Here is a 23,193-nt window from a genome sequence, read left to right on the forward strand (position 1 = left end):
CAGTTTATTTATTGGGCATTCGTTGATATGCGTATACCTGTACTTTCTATGTCTCGTACTGTGTCACCTGAGTTTGTAAAACCAAGAGAGAATCTTGTAAACCAAGAGTTTCCTGCGTCAAAACTATAGTAAACGCCAGGTATGATTTTATTATTACTCTGAAAAGTTCCGATTACAGTACAATATTTTCCTTCTTTGCTGCAACTTATGGACTTAAAGCTGCTATTAGCATAATTTGTAAATTTTTGGGTTTCCCAGCTTAAACCGCTGTTTTGAGGTAAGAGTCCATACATTGATAAAACCATCTTTCACTTCTTGAAACCAGCTAATTGCCAGCAACTAGAGTACTATTGATGGATCAAAATGGTTTATAATTTACAATAATGAAATTGGAAAGTTTAATCTATGAATGATGAAACTTTTAAAATCCCACGTGGCCAAGAGTGGTTGATTGGAAGAATGCAAAGCCTAGGATATAAAGGAAATCCTGGGGGCATGTGTTTTGGACTTTGTGAAATGGCAAGACAAGCAGTGCAATTGGGATTGAAAGAATATTCTTTATTTCAGGAGCGTCTAAAACAAATAGCTTTGATACCTATAGAAAATTTCCCTGAAGAAATGGAACGAATAAAAGCGCAAAGATTAGCTTTGTTTCAAAAAGCAAAACAACAGGCGAAAGAAGAACTAGAGGATAGAAACGAGGGCGTCGCTATCGATAAACATATGATTAATGACCTCGCTAATGATAAATTCATCAGCTTAATGGCTGATTTACCTGTTGAAGATCGAGCTCGTTTAAGTATAGATATGTTTTTAGATGGGGTTGAATTATATTTCCACCCTTCCGATTACCCTATGTTATTTCACAGTCAAATGAAGCATCAAATTTCGAATGCAGCAGCAATCCTGGTAGAACCCAATCAATTACAACAAAAAAAATTGCAGGGTGAATTACCTGCACCCCTTATTTTTAGCGGATCATATGGTACAGAGGATTTATACTCTTATTTGGCAATACTTCAAAAACAATTAAAAGATTGCAAGAATCCTATTCCTTTACGCTTAAACTCAGAAAACCATGCGCTTTGTTTAATATTTGATCCAAGTGAAGATGAAACAAATTGTTGGACACTTTTTGATCCGAATAAAATGGACAATATGGATGAACCTGGTGGAGAAGAGTCAGGAGATTATATCGAACGTGGTTTTTGTGGAGAGGAGCAAAAACCCAAAATTGAATTTGCTACTTGGATTCACTTTCCTTCCAATGAAGATAGATTAAGGTTTCAAGAAAATGCCACAGCAGAAAACGCCGAATGGAGTAATATGCATAGCCTAACAGATTTCAACAGTAATTGGTTAAACATTGCTTTATATAATGGAGATATAGAGGCAATTAAGAATTTTTTAGATATCGGCTTTAACATTCTTGAAAAAAATAATCGTGGTCTCGACTATTTAGATTTAGCTATTGTTTATGATCATCCTGATATTGTGCAATTATTTCTTCAAAAAATCCCAAAGACTGAGTTGCATTCAGGGTACCTCATTAAAGCGATAGATTGTGGAAACTTAGAGATGACAAAAATGCTATTAGAAGCAGGTTTGGATCCTATGGAAATTGATAAAAGTATAAGTAAATCACCGCTGGACTTCTCAGCACAAAAATCCCACTTACCTGACAATAAAAATACAATCCATCAGGAGATCTATAAGGCAGTACAAACAAAAGCAGAATCTTTTCATAAAAAAGAAAACACTCTTAAACAAAGGCAAAAGGAGTTAACTATATCGCCTTCTGAGAGAGTAGAGGATAGAGTTAAGCCTAAGCCTCTTCATAAGATAGATAAAGCTTATGTAAACGTTATGTCTATTGCCGCGCCAACACGAGAAGATAACATAAGGAGAGTCTTACGCTTATTAGATAGTGATCTGATGAAAAATCAAGAGAGAGCAACTCCAGATATCATTCGCGAAATAAGGGAAAAAATAGGAAAAATCAATCCTAAAGAAACTTTAAGTGTCATCACCATCCTGAACGAAATTAGGGGGGCCATTGCCAGCATGGATGAAAAAGAAGAGGAAAAGAATGATGTTGTAGTATCTGTTTTAGATGTTTTCGCGAATAAAAAAAACAGCACTTTCCAAATAATTCGTGATGAATTAGAAGCAATTCCAGAATTAAAAATGGATAACAGAAATAATCTTCCCTAACATTTTTCGTTAATTAAAGTATTATTTAGCTTGTTTAATCAACGAAATAAATGTTATTCGAAGTTTTGGCATAAAATATACGTCCCAGGAGAAAAGTCCCTTGGGAAGTAGTCATAAAATGATGGGTTTGCGGACTATACGAGAGGGCAGGGTTATTTTTCTATTTTGGTTCTAAAAGCGGTTCAGAAACTCCGTCCAAAAATCAAAGTCCCCTTTAATATAAAAAAATAAAGATAGTGAATTAGTGACCTTTGATGTTTTTTTATCTATCGGCTAGCTCTGTAATAGGAACAATTTCTTGCAAAATGGCAACATAGTATAGCTACTCGTCTAAGTCTTCTGATTCAATCCATAATGAAAAGCTACGAAAAATGTTATAGTTGAATTATAGATTACCCCTATTTGGTGGCTCCACTTACGCAATCTAAAGAATTTTTTAATTATCTTTTCAATCGTTCTTGCCAAATTCTTTTTATATCTGTGGTATCGTTCATATGCTTTTTAATAAAGTCATAGGGATGATTAGTATTTGAAAACACATAAAAAACAGACTTTTCCACCATCTTAAGATTCAAGTCTCGTATTAATCGCCTCATTGGAAATATAAAGTTATCTAAATTTTTTTTTGATTTTGTGGCTATAAAGCACTTTTTAGGAGATAAAGGAAAAGTTAAGAATATGGAAGAATCGTTAATGTCATCGAAAGCTGTGATTATTTTGTCATTTAGATTATAAATTGATACAGGCATGTCTCCTGTCAACAAATCATATGTCGATGATTCAAAATCCAATAGGAACCAATTTAATTCTAACAATAATGATTTTAGAGTGGAACGTTGATTCTTGATCTCATTTTTCATGTTCTCAATATGATAATTATTATAGAAGTGCTTATACTCTACTGACTCAATCAAAGTAGCATTAAGATCCTTTTGAAATTCTTTAATTGAACTTTCTATGTCATTTCTCGCTTCATTCATCATATAAGGGTGTCTTAAAAATAAAGCGAGAATAAAATCACACCAATCTTCTTTTTCTTTGGAATCTATACTGCTAATCCCAAAGTCTATAATTTTTCGCAATATTATTGCTGAGGAGTTATCATGAACACTTAAAAGCGCAGATTCTATTGTATGATCTAAACTACCTTCTGTAGTAACAAAAGAATTCAAATTATGTAAAAACCCCACTTCACTGGCTTTTTTATTGGTCATCAAAAATTTATGGTATTCATAGAAATAACAAAAGATTCCAAGGCTTGATTCCCAGTTTTTTAAATAAAATTTTGAATGTAATGATGCTTCATTTTATCTTTACCCTATCTTTTTTATAAATGTTTATAAATTACGACTAATTGTATTAACTATAGTCACTCTAAATAAATAAATTTAGTAGTTAATAAGAGTCATATACAATGCATCAAATTAATTGTTTGAGATAGATAACGTACCTTATCTGGCACAAACCGTTCATTAATAGCTCTTTATTCCAGCACTAACCGTTTAAGTGTGCGCGCTAAAGTTTAATGTTTGTGATGGATAAGATTATTTCATTGGCGTCCCTTGATGAAAAATCATACGCCATTGGTTATCTCTTAAGCGCCAAATAGATGATCTGGCAGCGTATTTAATTTCAGAATTTGGTGTATCTTTAATGGCACTAATATAGGTTAGTAAAATCACGTCATCAGAAATTTGACGAGTTTTGAATGAAGAACCTGAGCGTTTAGATTGATCATTGCTCTTAAGCCAGTCCACGACCGCTGTCTTATTATACTCATTTGCACTGCTTCCAATTTCAATAAACTCATCATCAATTAGATCAATTAAGGTTGATAAGGTGTCAGTCTTATCTAACAGTTTTTTTTCTTGTTGAATAATTTTATTAATTATTGAATCTTCCATATCTATTCAGATTATTAAACAATGACGTACTCCATAGTAACATAGAAATTTTTTAGGTTAATGTCCCCGAATGTGCAGATGATTTTGTTAAATGGTTAAATAAGAAGCAACTCTTCAAGAATTAATTTTCAAAAATCCGTGTTTCCTAAAAAAGTTCGGATTAAGTCTAAAATAACCACCGTTTTAATGAACTCATTAATTTTTGTATTAAAATTGTACTTTAGTGAGTTATAGTGATTTAAAAAACTGTTTCAATTAAATATTGTTTAATTTATCGCAATGGAAACGTTTTATTAAACTGAATTATTTTCTAATTTGATAGCATTTTGAGAATTTGGAATAAAGGGTTTTTGAATGGTTATAAATAATAAAATTTTGACGTACCTATATAAATTTAATTACTCTAGTATTATGGAAACAATAATCTTTTGTAGCTAGCAGGCGTAATAAAATCAATAGGTTGGGGCGAAAATAATAACTCAATGCTTTTTGCAGCAAATCTACAATGAACATAAAATAGTTAGTGAGTATAATCCGAATAATTATTGTAACCAGAGAATTTCTCCTGATTCGACATTTAAAATTGCTTTATCATTAATGGCTTTTAATCAAGGGATCATGAACCAGAAGACAGTCTTTAAATGGGATGGCAAAAAAGGTGTAATACCTGAACATGAAGGCGATCAAACCCCTAATAGTTGGCTAAAATATTCGGTACTTTGGGTATCTCAACAGATTACTCCCCAATTGGGCTATGCTCGCATCAAACATATTTTTGTAAGTAATTTAACTCTTGTTCCTAAGTTCTAGGTGCCGTTAAGTATTGACAGCACCTAGGAGGTAGATTTTATTCTAATCCGATTGATTTTGGTGGACAGAGATATGCATTTCCTAAGTTTGTGACATTAGTTTGCTCAGATCCGCCACTTATAAAGCCACCATTATGATTAAAAGAACCACTCGTAGAACCAGTAACTCCGGCACGATTGGTGACTAATTGAACGTAGTTTGCACCTAATTTTGCTGCTTTATTTTTAAGATCATTCATTGCTCCTTCTTCTAGATTACGATTAGAAGTAAAGCCTCCCGTAAAGAAATTACCTTGATTCCCAACAACTTGCCCCAGGTACTTACATCCTTTAGGTACCGAATTTGGTGAAGCAATAATACGAGTTGCTTGCGGATCAGCTGGAATAGAAGCACAGCTGCTAATCAAAATGGAAAGGGCGGTAAGCGACAAAATTTTTTTCATTTTTACAACCTTTGTTTTTGTTGATGATCAAATTGTGCGCATTCATCTTAGTTTATCCATAACATAAATTCAATAAGCAGATCTTCGTCAAAATTATCTCTAAGTCCAGGTTCAGATCTTGCTTTAAAGAGCAAGATCTGAACCTCTATCTTTTGAGAACATCATGGTTTTTAAAAATTCAATTGTTGTATTACCCTTTCGGAAAGATTGAGCGAACTAACAAGATTTTGTTTTACAGATAGAATAAACCGATCATCACCAAAATTCATTTGTACATCATTAGGGGGAAACGAATCAATTACAGCTTGTAATATTCTTTCCTCGCTTATACGAGTATCTTCGAGTTCATTAATGATAGGAGATAATAATCTATTACCCAGATAACCAATACCAAAAGAAAAGAGAGTGATTAAGCTGACATAGCCTACACGTTCCGTTATTACCTGGAAATCATCTGAAAACGTAGCAAATCTCAATACATCAAACAGTAAGTGTGTCATCCACTGTGAAGGTGACCTAAAAGAATGAATAAAAGAAAAAAGTGCTCCAAAGTAGGTTAAAGGATAGAGTAATGACACTTTAGGAAATACAGAAAAAAAAAGGTTAGTTGATTTTAAGATATGGGATTTATATCTTAATGACATATTATTCGTCTCATTGAGCCAGCTAAGTACATACTTGATATTTGCAATCTCGATATTACAACTTATTACAGTAATACGTTTTTGCAATGAATGAAGTAATTGAGTATTTCTTTCTGATATTGGCAAATTATTTCTAACATATTCCATTAAATTTACTAAAAAATATCGAGTAATTTCTCGTTGCACAACGGTCTCGTTAAATCCATTAACCAGACCTCTTCTTGTTTTACTTAGCATTTTCAAGGGATCTTTGATTTGCTCTTCATTGATTAAAAAGAAATAGCTGGATCTAACGGCTTCGTCTTGTTTTAATTCATTGATACAACAAAATACTGCCTCAGTAAAAGACGTCTCTTCTTGAAGTGGTATTTTTTCTAAATGATTAAGTATTGTATCAAGTATTTTATAGACAGTTTTTAGTTGTAATTTTTTTTCTTTTTGGGTTTTTGCCGTGCAAAAGTGGAAATTAAGGGCATTACGTATCAGTTCTTTATCTTCACTGTTTAAAAACATTATTTTTCATCCAAAATTAAAAATGTAGTCAAAGAACTGCAACGAAAATCTTGTCAGTTCCGCTTCCACATGAATTATTTAATTAATGTCAACTGTGACATGAAATAATACTTTATAATCAAAATATTGTCACCAATTATAAAAAATGATAAGCTTTTGGCCACTAAAAAAGATCTTGAGTCAGGGGGGGCAGAGCTTGCTTTTTGCCTTTATTCATATTGTACCTGTTTACGGACCCTAACTCCCGAAATCATGCTTTGATGCTTTACCCGAATATTATATAAAAGTGTTTGAAGAACCATACTTGGTGAGTTTATTGAGTTAAAAGCAACTAAAAATAAATTTGCATGTGAGCGAAACTTCATTCTCAACTGAGAATAGTACCATTATGGATTTGGAACCATAAGAAATGAGCTCAAACTTCAATGGGGAGAATTGTTTGATTCTTGCATAGACCGTTCAACTTCATTCATGAGCTTGTACATGCCAAACTCCCCAAAGTCAACCTGCAGGAAACGGTAGTTTCCTGAGGGCAATATAACCGATTACATTGATGATTTGGGCAGCGCCAAACCACATCAATATCCCGGCAAGGTATATCGTGAGTGGAATATAAAGCTATTTCGAGTTGAGGGGAAATTTTATGGTGGCATATGGGGCACTTGTCTGGTACGGCATCAACGAAGTCTGCTGTAGAACTCTTATCCTTAAAATAAACGCTCATTGAATGCATAAATTATTCTCCTGTAACACTTTAATAATTTCTTAGTGATCAATTTCCATTGTCTTTTGCATTAATATATTTATATAGGGTGGGTTTTGATATCCCAATTAGCTGACATATTTTTTGGATGCTATGTTGTCTCCCTTCATAAAGTTGAATTGCTAATTGAGCTTTATCAATTGAAAGTTTTTTTGGACGTCCTCCTTTTCTACCTCTAGCCCTTGCTGCTTGTAAGCCGGCATGTGTTCGTTCTCGAATAAGATTTCGCTCAAATTCAGCAAGTGCACCAAAAATATGAAAAATTAATTTCCCTGAACTGGATGAGGTATCTATTGATTCTTGTAAACTTCTAAGGCCAATTCTTTTTGAATCAAGTAGGGCGACCATTTCAATTAAATCTTTAAGAGAGCGACTTAATCTATCTAAACGCCAAACAACAAAAACATCTCCTTCACGAGCAAACTCTAATGCGGCCTCTAATCCTGGTCGCTGAATTTTGCTTCCAGTAATTTGGTCATCAAAGATTCGTTGGCAACCTGCATTTTCTAAAGCATCATGTTGTAAGTTTAAATTTTGATCATCAGTGGAAACGCGGGCATATCCTATTAGCATAATCGAATTTTTTGGTTAACTATCTCAATAAAATTAATCATAAATTAACTTAGAATAACTTACCATATTAATTTACTGATTTTGATATAGAAAATAAGAAATTATTATGCTAAGTGAAATAGTAAACAAAACCCCCGTTTTCAATACAGTAAAAAAACCCCAATGGGGTTGACAAATATCCCCAATGGGGTTATAGTATTCATTATGAAAATAAAAAAAATATTACAAACTGTTGTTGAGTTGCCTGAATTTATTAAGCAATCACAATCATGTATGGATGAGGAATCTAAAAAATCTTTTATAGATTACATAGCCGAATTTCCTTTACAAGGGGATTTGATTGTCGGGACTGGAGGTGTTAGAAAAATTAGATGGACTGGAGACAGTAATAAAGGGAAGAGAGGTGGGGTAAGAGTAATTTACTATTATTACGATCAAACCATTCCCATTTTTTTATTAACAGTCTATGGAAAGAACCAAAAAGATAATCTAACACAAGAAGAGAAAAATATTATTAAATCGATTATAGGCAAAATCGTTGACGCTTATAAGGAGAATAATCATGAGTGAATTAGGAAAAAGTTTAATTCAAGGAGTTGAAGAGGCTTTAGAGTATGCAAAACAAAATAAAAATGGGGCAATAACTCATAAAATAGAGGTTCCCTCTGCAATAGATGTGTCCGCGATTCGGAAAAAGCTTCACATGAGTAGGCAGAAATTTTCAGAGGAATTTGGATTTAGCATACGAACAGTAGAAAAGTGGGAAAGAGGGGAGCGATTACCTGAAGGGCCTACTCGAGCTTATTTAACTGTTATTGATAGAAATCCGCATGCGGTAATAGAAGCATTACGGAAAGCTAGCTAGCGCTAATTGGGTAAAAAATTTCGAGTTGTTTACAATCATAATGGAAGTATCAACAGCCTAAATATAAATATTTCATTGGATAAAAATGCGGATTTGCAAATTAACTGTAGAAAATGTAAAAAGTTTTTTAAATAAAGCTGAATTAATTTTGGATAGTAATATTTCTATCATTATTGGACCAAATGGTGGAGGAAAATCAAATCTGTTAGATATATTAGTTATTGTAATAAGGAAGTTTTTGTATGGCTCTCAATATCAACAAGAATCAAATACATCCCAGCAATTTGAATATCGTTTTAATGAAAAGCTTAAGGAAATGATTCTAGAGCCTCATAGCTTAGGAACAAACAGACCTCAATTTATTGAAATAGAAATTGAGTGCACCCAAGAAGATATACAAAAAATGGAGGAAATGAAGCGTAATGCAAAACGCTTAGAGGAAATTCCAGGTTATAAGTATAAAGAAGCAGGTCTATCTACCCTAACAGAAAAATGGGATTTAAATTTAATTCAACCTGGAGAAAAATTTAAATTTGAACTTAGAGATGACACGTTTATTCCTACTTCTGAAAATAAAGAAGGAGCTGGATTCTTTCACACTTATTTATCGCTTTATGAAAGATATGCGCAGATTCAGGATGAATACCATGAAAAACCTCTTGTAACTCCTTTTTTATTTTTATCAGCTAATCGAGGGTTAAATTTCAAAACTGATATAGAATTGCATCAATATGATGAATATGAATTAAATAAACAAGTTGGATCAACGACTTCCCGTTCTAATTCTCAAATCATTAATTTTGCTATTGGACAAATAATTCAAAAATATCGCCGTCTTTTAGATACCCATATAAAACCAATGGAGTATTTAAAGAAGGAAGAACATATTAAAGAACTCGATGCGTTTTTAGAGAATATGGGATATAGCTGGGATATATCTTGCATTAGTTCTAATAGAAATCATTACGATTTAAAACTTAAAAAAAATGGAATAGAGTTTCCGATAGGTTCAGCTTCTTCCGGAGAAATTGAGTTATTGACCTATTTATTCACTATTTATTTTTTAAACGTGTCTGATGCAATAATAATTATTGATGAAGCTGAACTTCACCTTCATCCACAATGGCAAAAGTCATTATTTGACCTCTTTATTAAATTGTCTAAAGACACAGGTAATCAGTTTATAATTTCCACTCATTCCCCATCCTTTATAACTCCTCATTCTATAGAATATGTATCTAGGGTTTATAATAATAAAGTTCAAAGCCAGATTGTTCGCTTAAATAAAGATGACCTACCAGAGGCCAAACAACTCTTGAAGATGATTAATAGTCAAAATAATGAAGTTATCTTTTTTGCGGATGAGGTTACTTTGGTAGAAGGACAGTCAGATCGTATATTTTTTAAGGCTCTATTTAATCATTTTAATGTAGCGAATGAGAACTCTGGATTAACTTCAAACTCTAAAATAATTGAATTTATAGACGTAGGAGGTAAATCAAGTTTTGAACATTATAGTAAACTGCTTCAACTATTGTGCATTAAAAGCAATATAATAGCAGATTTGGATTATGCTCTAAACATAGGCTCATCAGATATTAAAAAGCTTTTAACCCCAGACTATAAAAAACTTAGAGAGTCTTTGTGCCAGATTGGGAGTATGGATGGAATACAATTGATTAAAATGCTTGATGATGCGATAGATACTACAAATTTAGAAGACTTACAGAATTTTCGCGACTATTTAAATATTCGTCATCAAAAAATTAGAAAAGATTTAAACTCAGATGAAGAAAAAGTTATTGATGATTTTATAAATGAACTAAAGGAAAGTAATTGTTTTATTCTACGAAAAGGTTCATTGGAAGATTATTTGCCGACAGGTTTTAAGTGTAAAGATACTAATAAAATAATCTCATTAATTAATGAAGAGCACTTTACCTCATCACTACCTGCAGAGGGACTGAAAGAGTTAGAAGAAATCCTTAAAACAATAATTGGAATTTAAGGAAAAAATTTCTAAATTTATACAATAAAGATAAAGCATATTATATTAAATAAGTTTTTATTTTGAAATCAGGAGAATGTTGGTGGGGAGGCCATCGAATTTAAACAACCCACAATGATCTATGAAAAGTCTGATTAATTCGATACTCAGATTTTAAGGTAGTATGGCGTCGTGGTTACAAGTTATAAGTGCAAGCGCTTTTTTATAACATAGTGTTCATTTCCATCTTCATTTCATGGCGCTGATTTCTTTTATAAAAACTTCATTTGGTGATGCATAACCAAGACCTCTACGTGGTCTATTGGGTTTTACCGCATATCCAGCCCAAACTGGCAATGAGATTTAATTGATTAATTGTTAAACAATTATTCCAGTACAGGTTAGGACTGAGTATGCGCACTATGAGGTATTTCATTTTCAAAACAGCCTGTCGTCCTTTGCTGTGCATAGATAATAGAAGTTATTATTGCTCCCATGGAGGTTTAGGTGTTGTTTTCAAAGGAGTAATAGAGCTCTTATTTTCTACCTCATTATCTTCAATAGGAGTAGACGCTAGGCCTTTCATTTGCTTTAAAGTGTCTTTAAACTGATGAGTTGCTGCATCTTTGACTATTGCATTAACTGGTTTTGAGAAAATATTTTCTCTTATTGACTCTTCTAGATCATGAGCGTGTGTTCGACTACTGTTTGACAAGGTAGCAATAACTCTTCCATTACTTAAAGAAACAGAAAGCATTGCACTAGCAGAGGGGTTTTCACCTTTATGCCCTAATGTATTCTCATCAAGATGAAATTCTTGGCCATATTTTGAAAGAAGACGATCAAAATCAGTCTCTTTCGATTTATTGTAAAGCCATTGCCCAAACTTTTGCAAATCGCTAACACTGGTCCAGTAGCCTCCGCTTGGATTTGCTATAAGATGTGGGGATTCAGGGGTTGGCTCGGAGATCGTTTTACTTGTATTTACTTTTGCACCAGATGGACTTCTATCAGTTAAAGTAATCATGCCTGAAGGTTTCTGAATAAATTCTTTAAGCATCTCGTTAAAGTGCATCGGTGGAAGTTCAGAATGTATTTTTTGATACTCAGTATAGGCATGTTCGGCTGCCAAACCTACTAATAAAGATCCTAAATTGCTATATCTTGTTTTTCCTTGTTCGGATAATTCATCATTTGCGTATAATAGAAAGTCTTCAAGGTTTTCTATTTGTGGTAATTCGATTTCTTTTTCAAGCGAATGCTTAAGATCTTTTACATAGTTGCCAACGAAATCTCCAAATCCTCCTCTATGAATCATCATGTCATGCAATGTCACATCTTTTAATCGGTCAACAACTTTAGCAGGTAATTTTGCTTTAGCACTCTCACTAATTTGTATTGGCTTGTTTAAGTCCTCTTCTTGTAAAATCCCTTGCTCTACAAGACGTAAAATCAGCACACCTGTAAAAATCTTTCCAACCGAGTGTATTGAAAAAATTGATTTCTCATCGTTTCCTTCTGTACAAATCGTACTTGTCTTCCCTTCAGACAATATCGATACTGAAGCAGACATATTCATATCGGTCATGTAATCACTGATATCTCCCTCATCCTCTCTAGATAGTTGTACTGTTATTTCTTCTTTTGGTGCATTTTGTTTGGCTATATCAAACCCTTCCCCTTTATCAATACTCAAAATATCCATATCGGATATGTGTTCAAATAAATTTAAGAATTTCATTTTATTAGGATTGCTGTCTATTTCTCGAAATTCAGTATCGATTATAGATGACCATTGATCTCTATCAACAGGCGTATTATTCCATTGGATAGGTGGGCGTCCTTTGAGAAACCCTTTAATTAAATCAATGGATTGCTCGTTACGGTTTTCAATTCGATTTACCCAAAAAGTATCTAAAATTTCTGGCCTAACTACCTTGGCTTCTTGCGCATTAAGAAATTTAAGTTGTTGCCAATTCATAATAATATACTCTTTTGATTTTTAATTAATTAAAGTAAATTTTCATTACTATCTGGCCTAGAGCTCCGGAACTTGCGCCCTCATGCAAAAATTTAAAATGTCAGACTGGAAGATCTTCTATAGGGTTCATCGGGAGTGAGCTGACCGTTCCACTCACTCCTTTACCAAACGTTTATCCTTTGCTCCATAAAAATTACATTTTAGAACAAATAGTACCAATATCAGCTATTTTATCATTTTCCGGGTAGTGGATATCTTCTGCACCACTGTTTAGGAAATCGGCCCCATATGCGAAACCGCCAGCAGATCCTGCTGCAATACCTAATAAACCAAGAACCAATCCATGCGGCGTTGCTTCAGTGAGTTTACTGGTTGCTATATAGAGCAATCTCAGTCCCACACTCCATCCAACTACTATGGAACCAATAGATTTGATAAGGTCTGAGAAATAATGCTGTCTTTGGTCTAGTTGAGAAATTTTATTTTCAAGCTGGCCAAGCTGTTGCTCTGTTGCGTTTTGCAGAAAGGTATTTAACTGCTCTAATACTTGAATTTTATTCTCAGAATTACTTGCACAAATTCTTTGTACCAGTTGTGGAACCAATACATGTTCTTTATGAAGAATATCTTCTTTTAGTTTATTAATTTGTATTAAATTATCCAGGGACTTTTCATTATAATCCACTATGTTTTTCAAATTAGGGTAATTTTCCTTAAGGTGAACCACAAATTTCTCTAAAACGGTAGAAGATACCTTTTCAAAATCAGTCTTATTGTTTATTACCATTGTTGTTACGGCAGCCCTTTCACTTTCCTTCACCTCATCATTTATTGCGATAGGTCCCTTTCCATCAAGAACAACAACCCTGGCACAGTCAGGAACCAAACTGGTTGTAGTTTTTTCTTGAAAGAAATGAGGATTGGTATTTGTTTGATAACTCATCTCAATTTTAAATCGCATTTTTGAAATCTCCTTTTTATTAAAATCTGAGTGCCAGGGATTTTGAATTTCTTTAGAAAATGAAATCGTAGTAGTTCCTATTCAATTTTTGTGGTTGATATTACCACCGGTTTTAGATAGATTACAACGACAATTTTACAGAAATATAGCCTCTGAGTTCCGACTCTGGCTATTCTAGGAACTGACTTAATGAGTAAATTATGATGATAACGATGGATGCTGTTGACCTAACCCAAGATGAAATAAATTTTATAAAAACAAGAAAACCAACAAAACAACTAGCATTAGCTTTATTATTTAAATGTTACCAGGAAAGTCATAAATTTTTAGATGACTTAACCAAAATACCAGGACATATTACCAATAAGCTTGCCCAGCAAATTATAGAAGAACATGGTTTAAAAGATATACTGACAAAGGAGGATAAACGAGCATTAACTCCCCTTATTTACGAACATGTTAACCTGTATGGTTTATTTCCATTGGATTTATCAACACACCTTCCTCATCTTCATTATAAGGCAGCTGCATAATGGAACAAATATCAGCTAAAAAAATGGCTCAGAAGGTTTCAAGTCTGCTGAAAACACAAAATCCTAATTATGATTATCTTCGAGACGTATTTCGGTTCGTAAGAGAAAATCTTAATATTGAAGTAACAACGACACCCAAACGCTTACCTTACGTTCCCACTGAGGATGAAATTAGACTCTTTTATAAAACTGTTTGGGAATCTCACGATATTATACCGATGCTGATTGTTAAAGTTTTGCTTTATACGGGGATAAGAGTCAGCGAATTAATTAATATACAGTTATGCGACATTGATTTAACCAATTGTCGAATAAAAATAAATCAGGGTAAGGGAAAAAAGGATAGGGTTGTACCTTTTTCACCAGCATTTAAAGAAACATTAGCGCTTCATTTAAAACAATATAAAAATGAAAACAGGATGTTTTTATTTGAATCAGGATTTAGACGCCATTATACCGATCGTGGGATTAGAAAAATTCTTATGAGATATACTAAGCTTGCAGGTATTGAGCGATCCATATCCCCCCACAAGTTAAGACATTTTTTGTTTACTTGGCTTAAGAAGCAAAACATTGATGACGCTTTTATTCAACCTTATTCAGGCCATGCTAAAAGAGATTCTCTTGAAATATACTCCAAGTTAAGCCTAGATGATGCACAAGATAAGTATAACGATGTAATTGGGGATTTTCCGATATGAGATTTTAGATTTTGCATCTGGGCGCAAGTTCCGGAGCGCTAGGCCTATTAGGTGTTTTGAGTCTGTCCTGAATACATGGTTGCTAAGTCTGATTAACCTGCTGATCAGACTTAATGGAGTAATTATTTTATTGATGAATTAAAGATGGAATTAAGATTACGAAGAAAGCCTAATAACCCCAAGCATTACCATATATTTATTTGTAGTATTTTCTTGAAGACTAAAATTAGACTGTAATGAAATGTGAAAGAGTTAGAAGCATTTTCTCGTGAAGCAGTGAAGAGCCTACGCTGAAAAAGATCTCAATGATTCAGCCGATGGTATCTAAAAATATCAGTTGAAGCAGTATTGAATGCTCAATAATTATAGTGGTTCTACTCTTGGATTTAAACCATTAAATAGAAGCCAAGAAGAAACAAAGCGATCTCGCTATTATTTACATGCTTGAGTAATTAAATTATAGGATTTGGTTAAATCTTTATTTTCCGGTTTAGAATCAAAAAATAAAAAACGGCCAGTTTGTAGTTTATAACCTATTGAAACTGAAGAAATGATTGTACCAACTATTGGGATGAGAAATAAAATACTATGCGCTATATAACTCCAACACTTCCACTCTTCTAAATCGTCTATTTTACTGTCCGCATCGCGAATAAGATCAATACATTTATTTTGAAAAATTTTTAAATCTGTGTGTTGATTAGCTAACTCTTTTTTTAATTCTACCTTAAAACTCATAATAACAGGATTATCCTCGTTGAGAGTAAGTAAATAGGTCCCTAGAATAATTTTTTTGTGGATAATAATAAGCTCATTTTTGCTTAGTGAAAGATTCGCTTGCTGTGTTATTTCCAATATTAAAGGCATAATAGTCGAATGCTGCGATGAGTCTAAATAAGTAAACACTTCCGACACATCTTCCTTTTTTTTAATCAAAGCGGATAAGATAAATCGTAATGCTATAGGTTCATTTATATAGTTTGGTAGACACTTTGGATGAATTTTTTTATACAATAACTTAGCAATAGATCTCGGGTTCTTTAGAAAGTAGATTAGGGTTTCATCATTATCAATTAAATTTTTATTCGAGACTAATCGAGGAAGTGATTTTAGCTGCTCATCACTTGCCTCTTCGATAGCTTGAGGCAGAATTTTACTATTAATGACTCGAGTAAAGCATTCCTGAAAATTTTTTTTATATAAAATGTTAATAGTCTTAGCTAATTTCATATCACTAAAGATTTTCTTAACATTTTCGGCGGCCGCTAAGGCTTTGGAGGCGGTGATAAGAGCAAAAATGGCAGTTATTTTTTCTGCATCTAAGGAAGAAGGATAGTGAATATTGAGCATTTTGAAATGAGCAAATACACAGCATGTCTCATGGGATTGAAGATTTTGAAATTCATTTTCTTCAAAATAATCTAGATGTTTTGTCAAATTCATGAATCCAATTGTAGACATCAATTTGATTTTATTTGTAATTTTTAGACAAGCTTCCATCTCTTGTTGCAAATCCACATGACTCATATTTTGACTATGCATTTCATAAAGAGTAATAAGAGCTAAGGCTTTTGGGATATCTTTCAGTTCTTCGTTTGAGATGCTTAATTTGTATTTTGCCTTAATTAAATGCGCCGCAATACTAAATGCAGACAAACTTCGGTCTGTATCCCTTAACTCAATCATATTTTCCTTTAAAATGTCCTTTAATATAGAGATGAGATCATAGACATCTTTTTGTTCTATTGTTTCTATACTTAAGTCCTCTGGATTAAGACCTAGTGATTTTTTTTTAGGATTAGGCTCTGCCCAACCAAAGTCTATTAAATGTACCTGACCATGTTTGTCTATGGTTATATTCCCAATATGTAGATCACGATGCCCATAGGCTAATCCCCGCTGGGATTTGGATCGTTTTTGGTGCAGATCGTAGAGGGCTATGCTTATTTTAATTCCCAAATCAAACTGATCCGGTAGATCCATTGAAGATAGTTTTGGCACAAGACTTTCGCCTAAATATTCCATTTGCATGGCTGATTTTTGATAAATTTTTTCAGGATATTTAGCTTCATTATGATACTTTATGGGGTGCCTTCCTTGTGATAAGTTAAGATCTTGCAATATTGTCAACTCTTTTTCATCGATATTTTTATAATCTTCGATTTTTAGTACATATACCTTACCTTGCTCATCATAAATATATTTACACTTTCCATAAGTACCTTTTCCTATAATCGCCTCTGTTTTTCCTTGCGCGATTGCATAAATGACATTGTTTATCTTAATAAAAGAGTGAAAAGTATGATTTAAACGAGAGTCCGCACTTTTATATTTTTCAATTAAATCAAAAAAACCTCTTTTAGCCCTTGGCTTTGCTATTACTTTTCCATCTTCAACTTTTTTAATGGCTGAGTAAGGAAGTTTGGTTCCATTGGGGGAATCAGCAAGAAATATCTTAACGGTTTCCCACTCACTCTGTTCTACTTTAAATTGCATAGACACCTCGCTGGCTTACTGTACACATTTTAAAAGAGTAGACTTAAAATAAATTTATTTAATCTACGCAAAATTGCGAGATATGATAAAAGTAGAATTTAAAGTAGAGAGAATACATATTCCCATCTACAATGGATATCGGTGTAAACTCAATACCCTTTCTAAAGAGAAATCTTTTAGCAAATGAACGCATTACGGAAATATTGAATATGCATTCATTCCGTATTAGGCATAAGTTTCCCTTAAGTTCGAAAAATTAAAATGAAGGCTGTCACTATCACATAATATCGGGGAGCGAATTATGAGCATTATCGATCTTATGAAGGAACTACAATATCCCACCGATGAAGCAGGCGTATGTAAAGGATTAGCCCTCATGGCCCAAAGAGCACGTTGGTCTGGCCAATTTGATAAGTTTCAAGCAAGAATGAAATACCTAAGTTCACTTAAACCCAATCAATTGCAAGGGTTGTTACAGGAAGCCAAACAGCATGAGAAAGATTTGCGAGAAAATAAAACTATAAAACCCTTATCTCAGAATGAACAAACATTATTGACTGTAGAAGCTTTCTTTTTTCAGATTTGGGCACACTTTTCCCCCCACGAGACTCAAAAATTTTTAGACCTACACGATGGAGAATATTTCAATCAACTTCAAACTCATACGATAGAAGAAATAATGTATGATCAAGGTTCTGAGGATAAAACAATTTCTCCTTTACCACATCCAGATCGTTTTCTATTTAGAGCATCAAACGATAATTGTAATTCATTGAAAGTATTTTTAGAAACGATAAAACATTATGATGATATATCACCTGGATGCGTTATCTCGTCTGTAAATCATGATATCCATGTTTTTTATAACAAGACAAAAAATCAATGGATTTTAACCAATCATGATGAAATTTTAGAACGTGAATCAATTGATGAGATTACAGCAGAAATTATTTATGCATTTAAAAAGAGAAGGGCCTCAGACGACATCGTTAATATCTGTATAAATGTCTATGCGGATAAAAAAATTGATAAAGCACACTCACTTTCTCAAGAATTGACTAAGATTACCAATGAAGCATTTGATAAGCTACTTGAGCAAACATCAGACATTAATCAGGGTGATGTCAATGGAGATACTCTATTACATGTCGCTGCGATGTATGGTTTAGCAGATAAAGTCTTACAATTAACACACAGAAGCGATATTAATCTAAATTCAATTAATGAAGGTAAATTTTCAGCGCCATTGCTTGCTATCATGTTTGGACAAGCTGAGGTTGTACATGAGCTATTGAAACACCCTATCGATAAGACTGCTGCAATGTATGAGCAAAAATCAGCCTTGTATTGGGCTTCAGCTCAGAGCAGCGTTGAAATTGTAGATGGGTTAATTAGAAAGTTTGGCGTCCCAAATGCTTATTTAGCGGAACAAAATCCATTAGGCGTTGCAGTATTAAATAATCGATATGCAATTATAAAACGACTCCTTAAAGAACCTGATATCAGAAAAGATATTTTACCCTATGCTTTATCAAAAGGAAGTGACAACAAAACAATTAGCATATTGTTAGCTGATCCCAATATAGAATTTAATTCTCGATATATGTGTCGAGGAGCTTTGCACTTAGCTGCTGAAAGAGGGGATATCAACCTTGTGAATGCTCTATTGGCGCTAGGCAGGCAGGTCATCCCAACGAATGAAGAAAATATATTGCACTGGATGCCGTTTGAGCATTTTATCCGACCAAATTATCATGCTAATACAATTTATCTAGCCTATTCTGGTGAATACAAAGTTTTTAATATCCATGGTGAGGTACGTACAGGAGTAATCGATACTAGCACCATTAACTTATCAGGCTTGCGTCCCTATCAGTTTGCCTTGCTGTCTGATTTAAATGATGATCCTGAAAAATCTGTTAATGGACATATCTATTTATCCAAGGATGGTGACTATACAGTGCGTGACCACGAAGGAACAATATATTCAGGAAAAATACCAGAGGCATTTCTTTCTGGCTTAAACATGAAAGAATTAGCCACAGAAATAAATACATTAGAATTCCAATCTAAAGTAACTTTTGCCCTAACTCAAGCAGGTCATACACAAATCAACACTGTTCTTAAAAATCAAGAGACCAAATCGCGCATTTTTTCACAATTATTTAACGCGGGGAGTATCATTTCATTTATCGATGTTAATATAGAAGACCCTCAACGCGATAAACCCTTTAGCATTGCAGCGCAACATGGCCATTTAAATATTGTGCGTGAATTACTTAAGCACCCTGATATAGATTTAAATTATAGACAGGGATTATCTAAGCCCACTTTATTAACTCAGATTGTTCGTTCAAAAACTCCAGACGCAATAAAAACCTTGGAGTTAATATTAGACCATCCTAAAATTGATGTGAATTTGAAAGATGATACTCAGCTGAGTCCCTTGTGTACTGCAGTCAGATATGGCAACGTCAACGCAGTCAAAGCTTTACTCAAGCATAAAGCCATTGATGTAAATCAAGGAAATCCATTAGAGATTGCCATACGAGAAGGACATTTTGATATTTTAAAATTATTAATAATTCATCCAAATATCAATATGACTCAACCCACAAGTGAGGGGTTCCTTCCCTTAAATTTAGCTGCTTGGCATGCTTATCATAACTCAAGATACGATAAGTATGTAAAAGTGATGCTCAGTCAAAGCAGTGTTCTTTCTCAAGATAATCTATCTCAATTTAGTGAATTAGATTCTTATTGGCAAAATTATTATCAAGCTCAACCGTTAATACAATCAATTCAAAAAAGCATTGCATCATTAAATAAGTATCATAACGGCTATACGAAACTGTTAATAACAGATAAAGAACCTCAAGAGAATGAGATTGATAAGAATACTATTGTCCTGATAAATAATGGGAGTGAGTGGATTATATATCGCAAAATAGAGAATAAATTGGATATTTTAGTCTTAGACAAAAGTGCCTTGGATATTGATTTGATAAGAAGTGTGGATAATAAGCAGTTTAATAAAATACATAACGACCATGAACTTATTGATTACATATTGAACCAGTGCGAGTACACTTATATCAATGTAATTGATACGCTACAATGTAATTTAGGGGATTTTATTTCTGATCTAAAGCATGTTGAGTATGATAAAGAGGGGATAACTTCTGTGATTGATAATTTTTGCAACCAAACCATGCATATTTGTAACTCAGATAGACATAGTAAACAACCACTTTTCTTTAGTACAAGCCAATCCGCTATTGATTTCAATGAGCTATTCACTGTAGCGCGAGAAGAATGTCTTAAGCGGATAGAACAATATCATCATGGTATGCAACCCGCTCCGTCGCTAAATAACTGTCTCGACTAGGGTCGAAGTTTTATTTTGTTAATAGGAACATAACTTCTGAATTTTTTAGAAAAAAACGAATGCGTGTTCCAAGAGGAATCAGAAATCGATAAAATATATAAATACCATTTTCGCAATACGAACGAGTTTATTAGATCTGCCTTTATAACACCTCTTTTCATGCCCTACTCATGGTCTTGTTCCTCAACTTCACACGCTAAGTTAAGTACTAATTTTTCTTTTATTAATTTGTCAGCCTCTGGAAAAATGACACGAAACCCAGGCTCAAGAATTTGTCCTTTGGGATTTTTTAGAAAAAGTCTGATTAATCGTAATTTCAGATTCAAAACTGTAATTCTATAAATAAATCTCTGAGTAATTTGGTCATATTATATTATTATGATAAAGAGTTTAGCGAGGTCTAGACTAAACACCCTAATGTGTAACAAAAAAAGGTATAGTTGATGGTCAGAACTTCTAATAATCCACTGCACGGCATTACCCTAGAGGCTATCTTAAATAATTTGTTGATTTGTTATGGCTGGGAAGGCCTGGCGGAAAGAGTCAAAGTTAACTGCTTTTCTTCCAACCCCAGTATTAAATCAAGCCTTAAATTCCTGCGCAAAACACCATGGGCAAGGAAGGAAATTGAAACCCTTTATATTGCTTCCTTAAAAGATAAAAATTGCGACAACTCATAATTACTGGAGTAATAAATAATATGAAGGATGTTTTCATCAATAAAGAGCCTGTTGAACTCTTTAAAATTCTTAAATTTGAAGGTATCACCTCGAGTGGAGCAGAAGCTAAGGATATGATAGCTGCGGGCTCTGTATTGGTAAACGGCATAATAGAAAAACAGAAAAGAAAAAAGATGGTTGCAGGAGATACGATTGAATTGAAAGGCGAGGTCTTTCGGCTAAAGTTGGGTGCTAATTAACATTTCTATGCACTCCAGCTCCTAGTGAAAGTAGGTGAATATCAAGTAGATTACAGCGTTTCAAAGATATTTTCATATTGTGAGAGTAGGGCATTTGTGGCGTGTCCTGGAAAGTATATTAAGTCTGATTACTGTGAGTAGACTCAATGCAGAAAAATTCCCCTCGATATAGTCTATTCCATATACCCAGCTATTCTTTTCATCCATCACAGTTATTGCTTGTATTTTGAAGGTCTAATGGTTACTCATAAAACTCTAAAGTATCTAATAGATCAGAACCAACGCTGTTTAACAAGTTACTATTCCCATCACATAAATTTTTGTGTTGGGAGCTATAGTAGATAGATCACATTCATTGTGATATAAAAATTATAAAATTTTTATTCTAAAATTTGCTTGCACTATTATCCCTAAATATTTGAATATTTTTTCTCACTTCATCAGAAATTTCATTTTCTTTAAATGGCACATAAATCTACCCGTCAATAGGGACTTTCAAATAATTAGTACAGAAGTTATTGAAACCTTCTTTTAGGGAAGAGTTGCACATGCTATTGCAGAAGGCGAAAGCCATCTTGTTTTTGGGAAAATCATCGAGCCATAAAAATTCTTCTTATTTGGGCGATTAAGTATTCATTATACATTGTGAATTTTATTTGAATTTATAGTGATGTCAAAGGACGTAGATCCCAAAACGAATGCTTCTTAGAATGCGTTAAACACCTTAAGCACATTTCATTTTGGAAAGCCCAAAATTTGACAAATCAAATATCGTCATGAACAATATGTGATCACTAGCTTCTCTTAACTAGTTATGAAAATTTCCCATGTATACCAATCAAAACTAAATAACTTTAAATCAACACTTGAGTTGGATATTCCCTTGCGGCTGATCGCAAGAGGGATTTGTTATGGACATATTGGTGGTGATGAGTCTGAATTACGTGAATTTATTCTTGCTCATATTTCCGATCCTGCCGATATAGAAGCGATCAATCAATCTTATGATTACAGCACTTATACAGTCATCGCGGAATTATTCGGTATATTACCAAAGTCTATTTTGGGGCAATCGGAAGAAAATAAAAGAAATATTCTGCTTGCCTTTCGGATTTTTTTTGAAAAAAATCCGTTGTTTCTGATTAAGTCTATCCAACAAAAAAGCAGAGATGGTACAACTTTTTGGACATCTTCAGCCCTGGAAAAACTATCTGAGGCTCCAGAATTGTTGCAAGAACTTACCCCAGAATTGTCTTTATTTATTAGGGAATATGCGAATAAACTTAGCGAATTAGAGTTACGCAGGGTCGTCGGGGCCATACACGAATTGCAGAGCAGCTTCATATTTCTAAAAATTCTTCTATATCAATATTTAAGGTTTAGATATGTTTCTATAGGAGAAAAAGCTAAAGATATTTTATAAAAACTAAATTGAGCTCGGCACTGACAATTAGGGTTGCCCGCATCCCACGAGTTCAACCCATAAATCTCTAAATTAC

General features: G+C 33.5%; 20 protein-coding genes and 1 pseudogene. 11 read left to right on the forward strand and 10 right to left on the reverse strand.

Annotated features, from left to right (window positions below; all coding sequences use genetic code 11):
• Nucleotides 1-8: 8 nt before the first annotated feature.
• On the reverse strand, nucleotides 9-305 hold the full coding sequence (locus tag Lpar_RS07245; RefSeq protein ID WP_058517312.1) for a hypothetical protein: 297 nt from the start codon (nucleotides 303-305) through the stop codon (nucleotides 9-11).
• A gap of 100 nt (nucleotides 306-405) precedes the next feature.
• Here Lpar_RS07245 and Lpar_RS07250 point away from each other — a divergent pair, with 100 nt between their 5' ends.
• A complete protein-coding gene (locus Lpar_RS07250) occupies nucleotides 406-2,214 on the forward strand; it encodes an ankyrin repeat domain-containing protein (RefSeq protein WP_058517313.1) in 1,809 nt (602 codons plus the stop codon).
• Nucleotides 2,215-2,654: 440 nt separating this feature from the next.
• Here the strand turns inward: Lpar_RS07250 and Lpar_RS07255 are convergent.
• Nucleotides 2,655-3,488, reverse strand: a pseudogene (locus Lpar_RS07255) (DUF4238 domain-containing protein); the annotation flags it as partial.
• A 270-nt stretch (nucleotides 3,489-3,758) separates the two neighbouring features.
• The gene (locus tag Lpar_RS07260; protein WP_058517315.1) at nucleotides 3,759-4,118 is read right to left on the reverse strand and encodes a nuclear transport factor 2 family protein; all 360 of its coding nucleotides are present in this window, start codon (nucleotides 4,116-4,118) and stop codon (nucleotides 3,759-3,761) included.
• 489 nt (nucleotides 4,119-4,607) lie between these two features.
• Here Lpar_RS07260 and Lpar_RS07265 point away from each other — a divergent pair, with 489 nt between their 5' ends.
• Nucleotides 4,608-4,928 carry a penicillin-binding transpeptidase domain-containing protein gene (locus Lpar_RS07265; RefSeq protein WP_058517316.1) on the forward strand — a complete coding sequence of 107 codons (321 nt, stop codon included), beginning with the start codon at nucleotides 4,608-4,610 and terminating at the stop codon, nucleotides 4,926-4,928.
• Between the two features lie 37 nt (nucleotides 4,929-4,965).
• Here the strand turns inward: Lpar_RS07265 and Lpar_RS07270 are convergent, their stop codons facing one another.
• The 3 genes from Lpar_RS07270 to Lpar_RS07280 all read right to left on the reverse strand — a co-directional run bounded on the left by Lpar_RS07270 (nucleotide 4,966) and on the right by Lpar_RS07280 (nucleotide 7,863).
• The gene (locus Lpar_RS07270) at nucleotides 4,966-5,370 is read right to left on the reverse strand and encodes a DUF4156 domain-containing protein (RefSeq protein WP_058517317.1); all 405 of its coding nucleotides are present in this window, start codon (nucleotides 5,368-5,370) and stop codon (nucleotides 4,966-4,968) included.
• Between the two features lie 170 nt (nucleotides 5,371-5,540).
• The gene (locus Lpar_RS07275) at nucleotides 5,541-6,527 is read right to left on the reverse strand and encodes a hypothetical protein (RefSeq protein WP_058517318.1); all 987 of its coding nucleotides are present in this window, start codon (nucleotides 6,525-6,527) and stop codon (nucleotides 5,541-5,543) included.
• Between the two features lie 772 nt (nucleotides 6,528-7,299).
• Nucleotides 7,300-7,863 carry a recombinase family protein gene (locus tag Lpar_RS07280; RefSeq protein WP_058517319.1) on the reverse strand — a complete coding sequence of 188 codons (564 nt, stop codon included), beginning with the start codon at nucleotides 7,861-7,863 and terminating at the stop codon, nucleotides 7,300-7,302.
• A gap of 204 nt (nucleotides 7,864-8,067) precedes the next feature.
• On the opposite strand from Lpar_RS07280, the gene Lpar_RS07285 reads away from it, so the two are divergent.
• The 3 genes from Lpar_RS07285 to Lpar_RS07295 all read left to right on the forward strand — a co-directional run bounded on the left by Lpar_RS07285 (nucleotide 8,068) and on the right by Lpar_RS07295 (nucleotide 10,736).
• Entirely contained in the window at nucleotides 8,068-8,433 is a 366-nt protein-coding gene (locus Lpar_RS07285) for a type II toxin-antitoxin system RelE/ParE family toxin (protein WP_058517320.1), read from the forward strand.
• Nucleotides 8,426-8,728, forward strand: a complete 303-nt coding sequence (locus Lpar_RS07290) for a helix-turn-helix domain-containing protein (RefSeq protein WP_058517321.1) — start codon at nucleotides 8,426-8,428, stop codon at nucleotides 8,726-8,728. Before Lpar_RS07285 ends, Lpar_RS07290 begins: the two co-directional genes overlap by 8 nt.
• An 85-nt stretch (nucleotides 8,729-8,813) precedes the next feature.
• Nucleotides 8,814-10,736, forward strand: a complete 1,923-nt coding sequence (locus Lpar_RS07295) for an AAA family ATPase (protein ID WP_058517322.1) — start codon at nucleotides 8,814-8,816, stop codon at nucleotides 10,734-10,736.
• A 463-nt stretch (nucleotides 10,737-11,199) separates the two neighbouring features.
• Here the strand turns inward: Lpar_RS07295 and Lpar_RS07300 are convergent, their stop codons facing one another.
• Together Lpar_RS07300 and Lpar_RS07305 are read right to left on the reverse strand one after the other, a co-directional pair.
• Nucleotides 11,200-12,696 (reverse strand): serine hydrolase domain-containing protein, encoded by a 1,497-nt coding sequence (locus Lpar_RS07300; protein WP_058517323.1) that lies wholly within the window; start codon nucleotides 12,694-12,696, stop codon nucleotides 11,200-11,202.
• A 193-nt stretch (nucleotides 12,697-12,889) separates the two neighbouring features.
• The gene (locus tag Lpar_RS07305; RefSeq protein ID WP_058517324.1) at nucleotides 12,890-13,657 is read right to left on the reverse strand and encodes a hypothetical protein; all 768 of its coding nucleotides are present in this window, start codon (nucleotides 13,655-13,657) and stop codon (nucleotides 12,890-12,892) included.
• Nucleotides 13,658-13,857: 200 nt separating this feature from the next.
• On the opposite strand from Lpar_RS07305, the gene Lpar_RS07310 reads away from it, so the two are divergent.
• Nucleotides 13,858-14,190 carry a DUF4158 domain-containing protein gene (locus tag Lpar_RS07310; protein ID WP_058517325.1) on the forward strand — a complete coding sequence of 111 codons (333 nt, stop codon included), beginning with the start codon at nucleotides 13,858-13,860 and terminating at the stop codon, nucleotides 14,188-14,190.
• Nucleotides 14,190-14,891, forward strand: coding sequence for a tyrosine-type recombinase/integrase (locus Lpar_RS07315; protein ID WP_058517326.1), 702 nt, complete (start codon nucleotides 14,190-14,192; stop codon nucleotides 14,889-14,891). The genes Lpar_RS07310 and Lpar_RS07315 overlap by 1 nt, the downstream gene beginning before the upstream one ends.
• Before the next feature lie 432 nt (nucleotides 14,892-15,323).
• On the opposite strand, the gene Lpar_RS07320 is transcribed toward Lpar_RS07315, so the two are convergent.
• Entirely contained in the window at nucleotides 15,324-17,387 is a 2,064-nt protein-coding gene (locus tag Lpar_RS07320) for a protein kinase domain-containing protein (RefSeq protein ID WP_058517327.1), read from the reverse strand.
• Nucleotides 17,388-17,688: 301 nt separating this feature from the next.
• Here Lpar_RS07320 and Lpar_RS07325 point away from each other — a divergent pair, with 301 nt between their 5' ends.
• Nucleotides 17,689-20,775: an ankyrin repeat domain-containing protein gene (locus Lpar_RS07325; RefSeq protein ID WP_058517328.1), complete on the forward strand. Its 3,087-nt coding sequence runs from the start codon at nucleotides 17,689-17,691 to the stop codon at nucleotides 20,773-20,775.
• A 164-nt stretch (nucleotides 20,776-20,939) separates the two neighbouring features.
• Here Lpar_RS07325 and Lpar_RS18805 read toward each other — a convergent pair whose 3' ends face one another.
• Nucleotides 20,940-21,101 (reverse strand): hypothetical protein, encoded by a 162-nt coding sequence (locus Lpar_RS18805; RefSeq protein ID WP_156416192.1) that lies wholly within the window; start codon nucleotides 21,099-21,101, stop codon nucleotides 20,940-20,942.
• Nucleotides 21,102-21,218: 117 nt separating this feature from the next.
• Here Lpar_RS18805 and Lpar_RS07330 point away from each other — a divergent pair, with 117 nt between their 5' ends.
• The 3 genes from Lpar_RS07330 to Lpar_RS07340 all read left to right on the forward strand — a co-directional run bounded on the left by Lpar_RS07330 (nucleotide 21,219) and on the right by Lpar_RS07340 (nucleotide 23,117).
• The gene (locus Lpar_RS07330) at nucleotides 21,219-21,455 is read left to right on the forward strand and encodes a VF530 family protein (protein WP_058517329.1); all 237 of its coding nucleotides are present in this window, start codon (nucleotides 21,219-21,221) and stop codon (nucleotides 21,453-21,455) included.
• A 20-nt stretch (nucleotides 21,456-21,475) separates the two neighbouring features.
• Nucleotides 21,476-21,694: an RNA-binding S4 domain-containing protein gene (locus Lpar_RS07335; protein WP_058517330.1), complete on the forward strand. Its 219-nt coding sequence runs from the start codon at nucleotides 21,476-21,478 to the stop codon at nucleotides 21,692-21,694.
• A gap of 814 nt (nucleotides 21,695-22,508) precedes the next feature.
• A complete protein-coding gene (locus Lpar_RS07340; protein ID WP_058517331.1) occupies nucleotides 22,509-23,117 on the forward strand; it encodes a hypothetical protein in 609 nt (202 codons plus the stop codon).
• The last annotated feature ends 76 nt before the right edge of the window (nucleotides 23,118-23,193 follow it).

Source organism: Legionella parisiensis, from assembly GCF_001467945.1.
Classification (GTDB): domain Bacteria; phylum Pseudomonadota; class Gammaproteobacteria; order Legionellales; family Legionellaceae; genus Legionella; species Legionella parisiensis.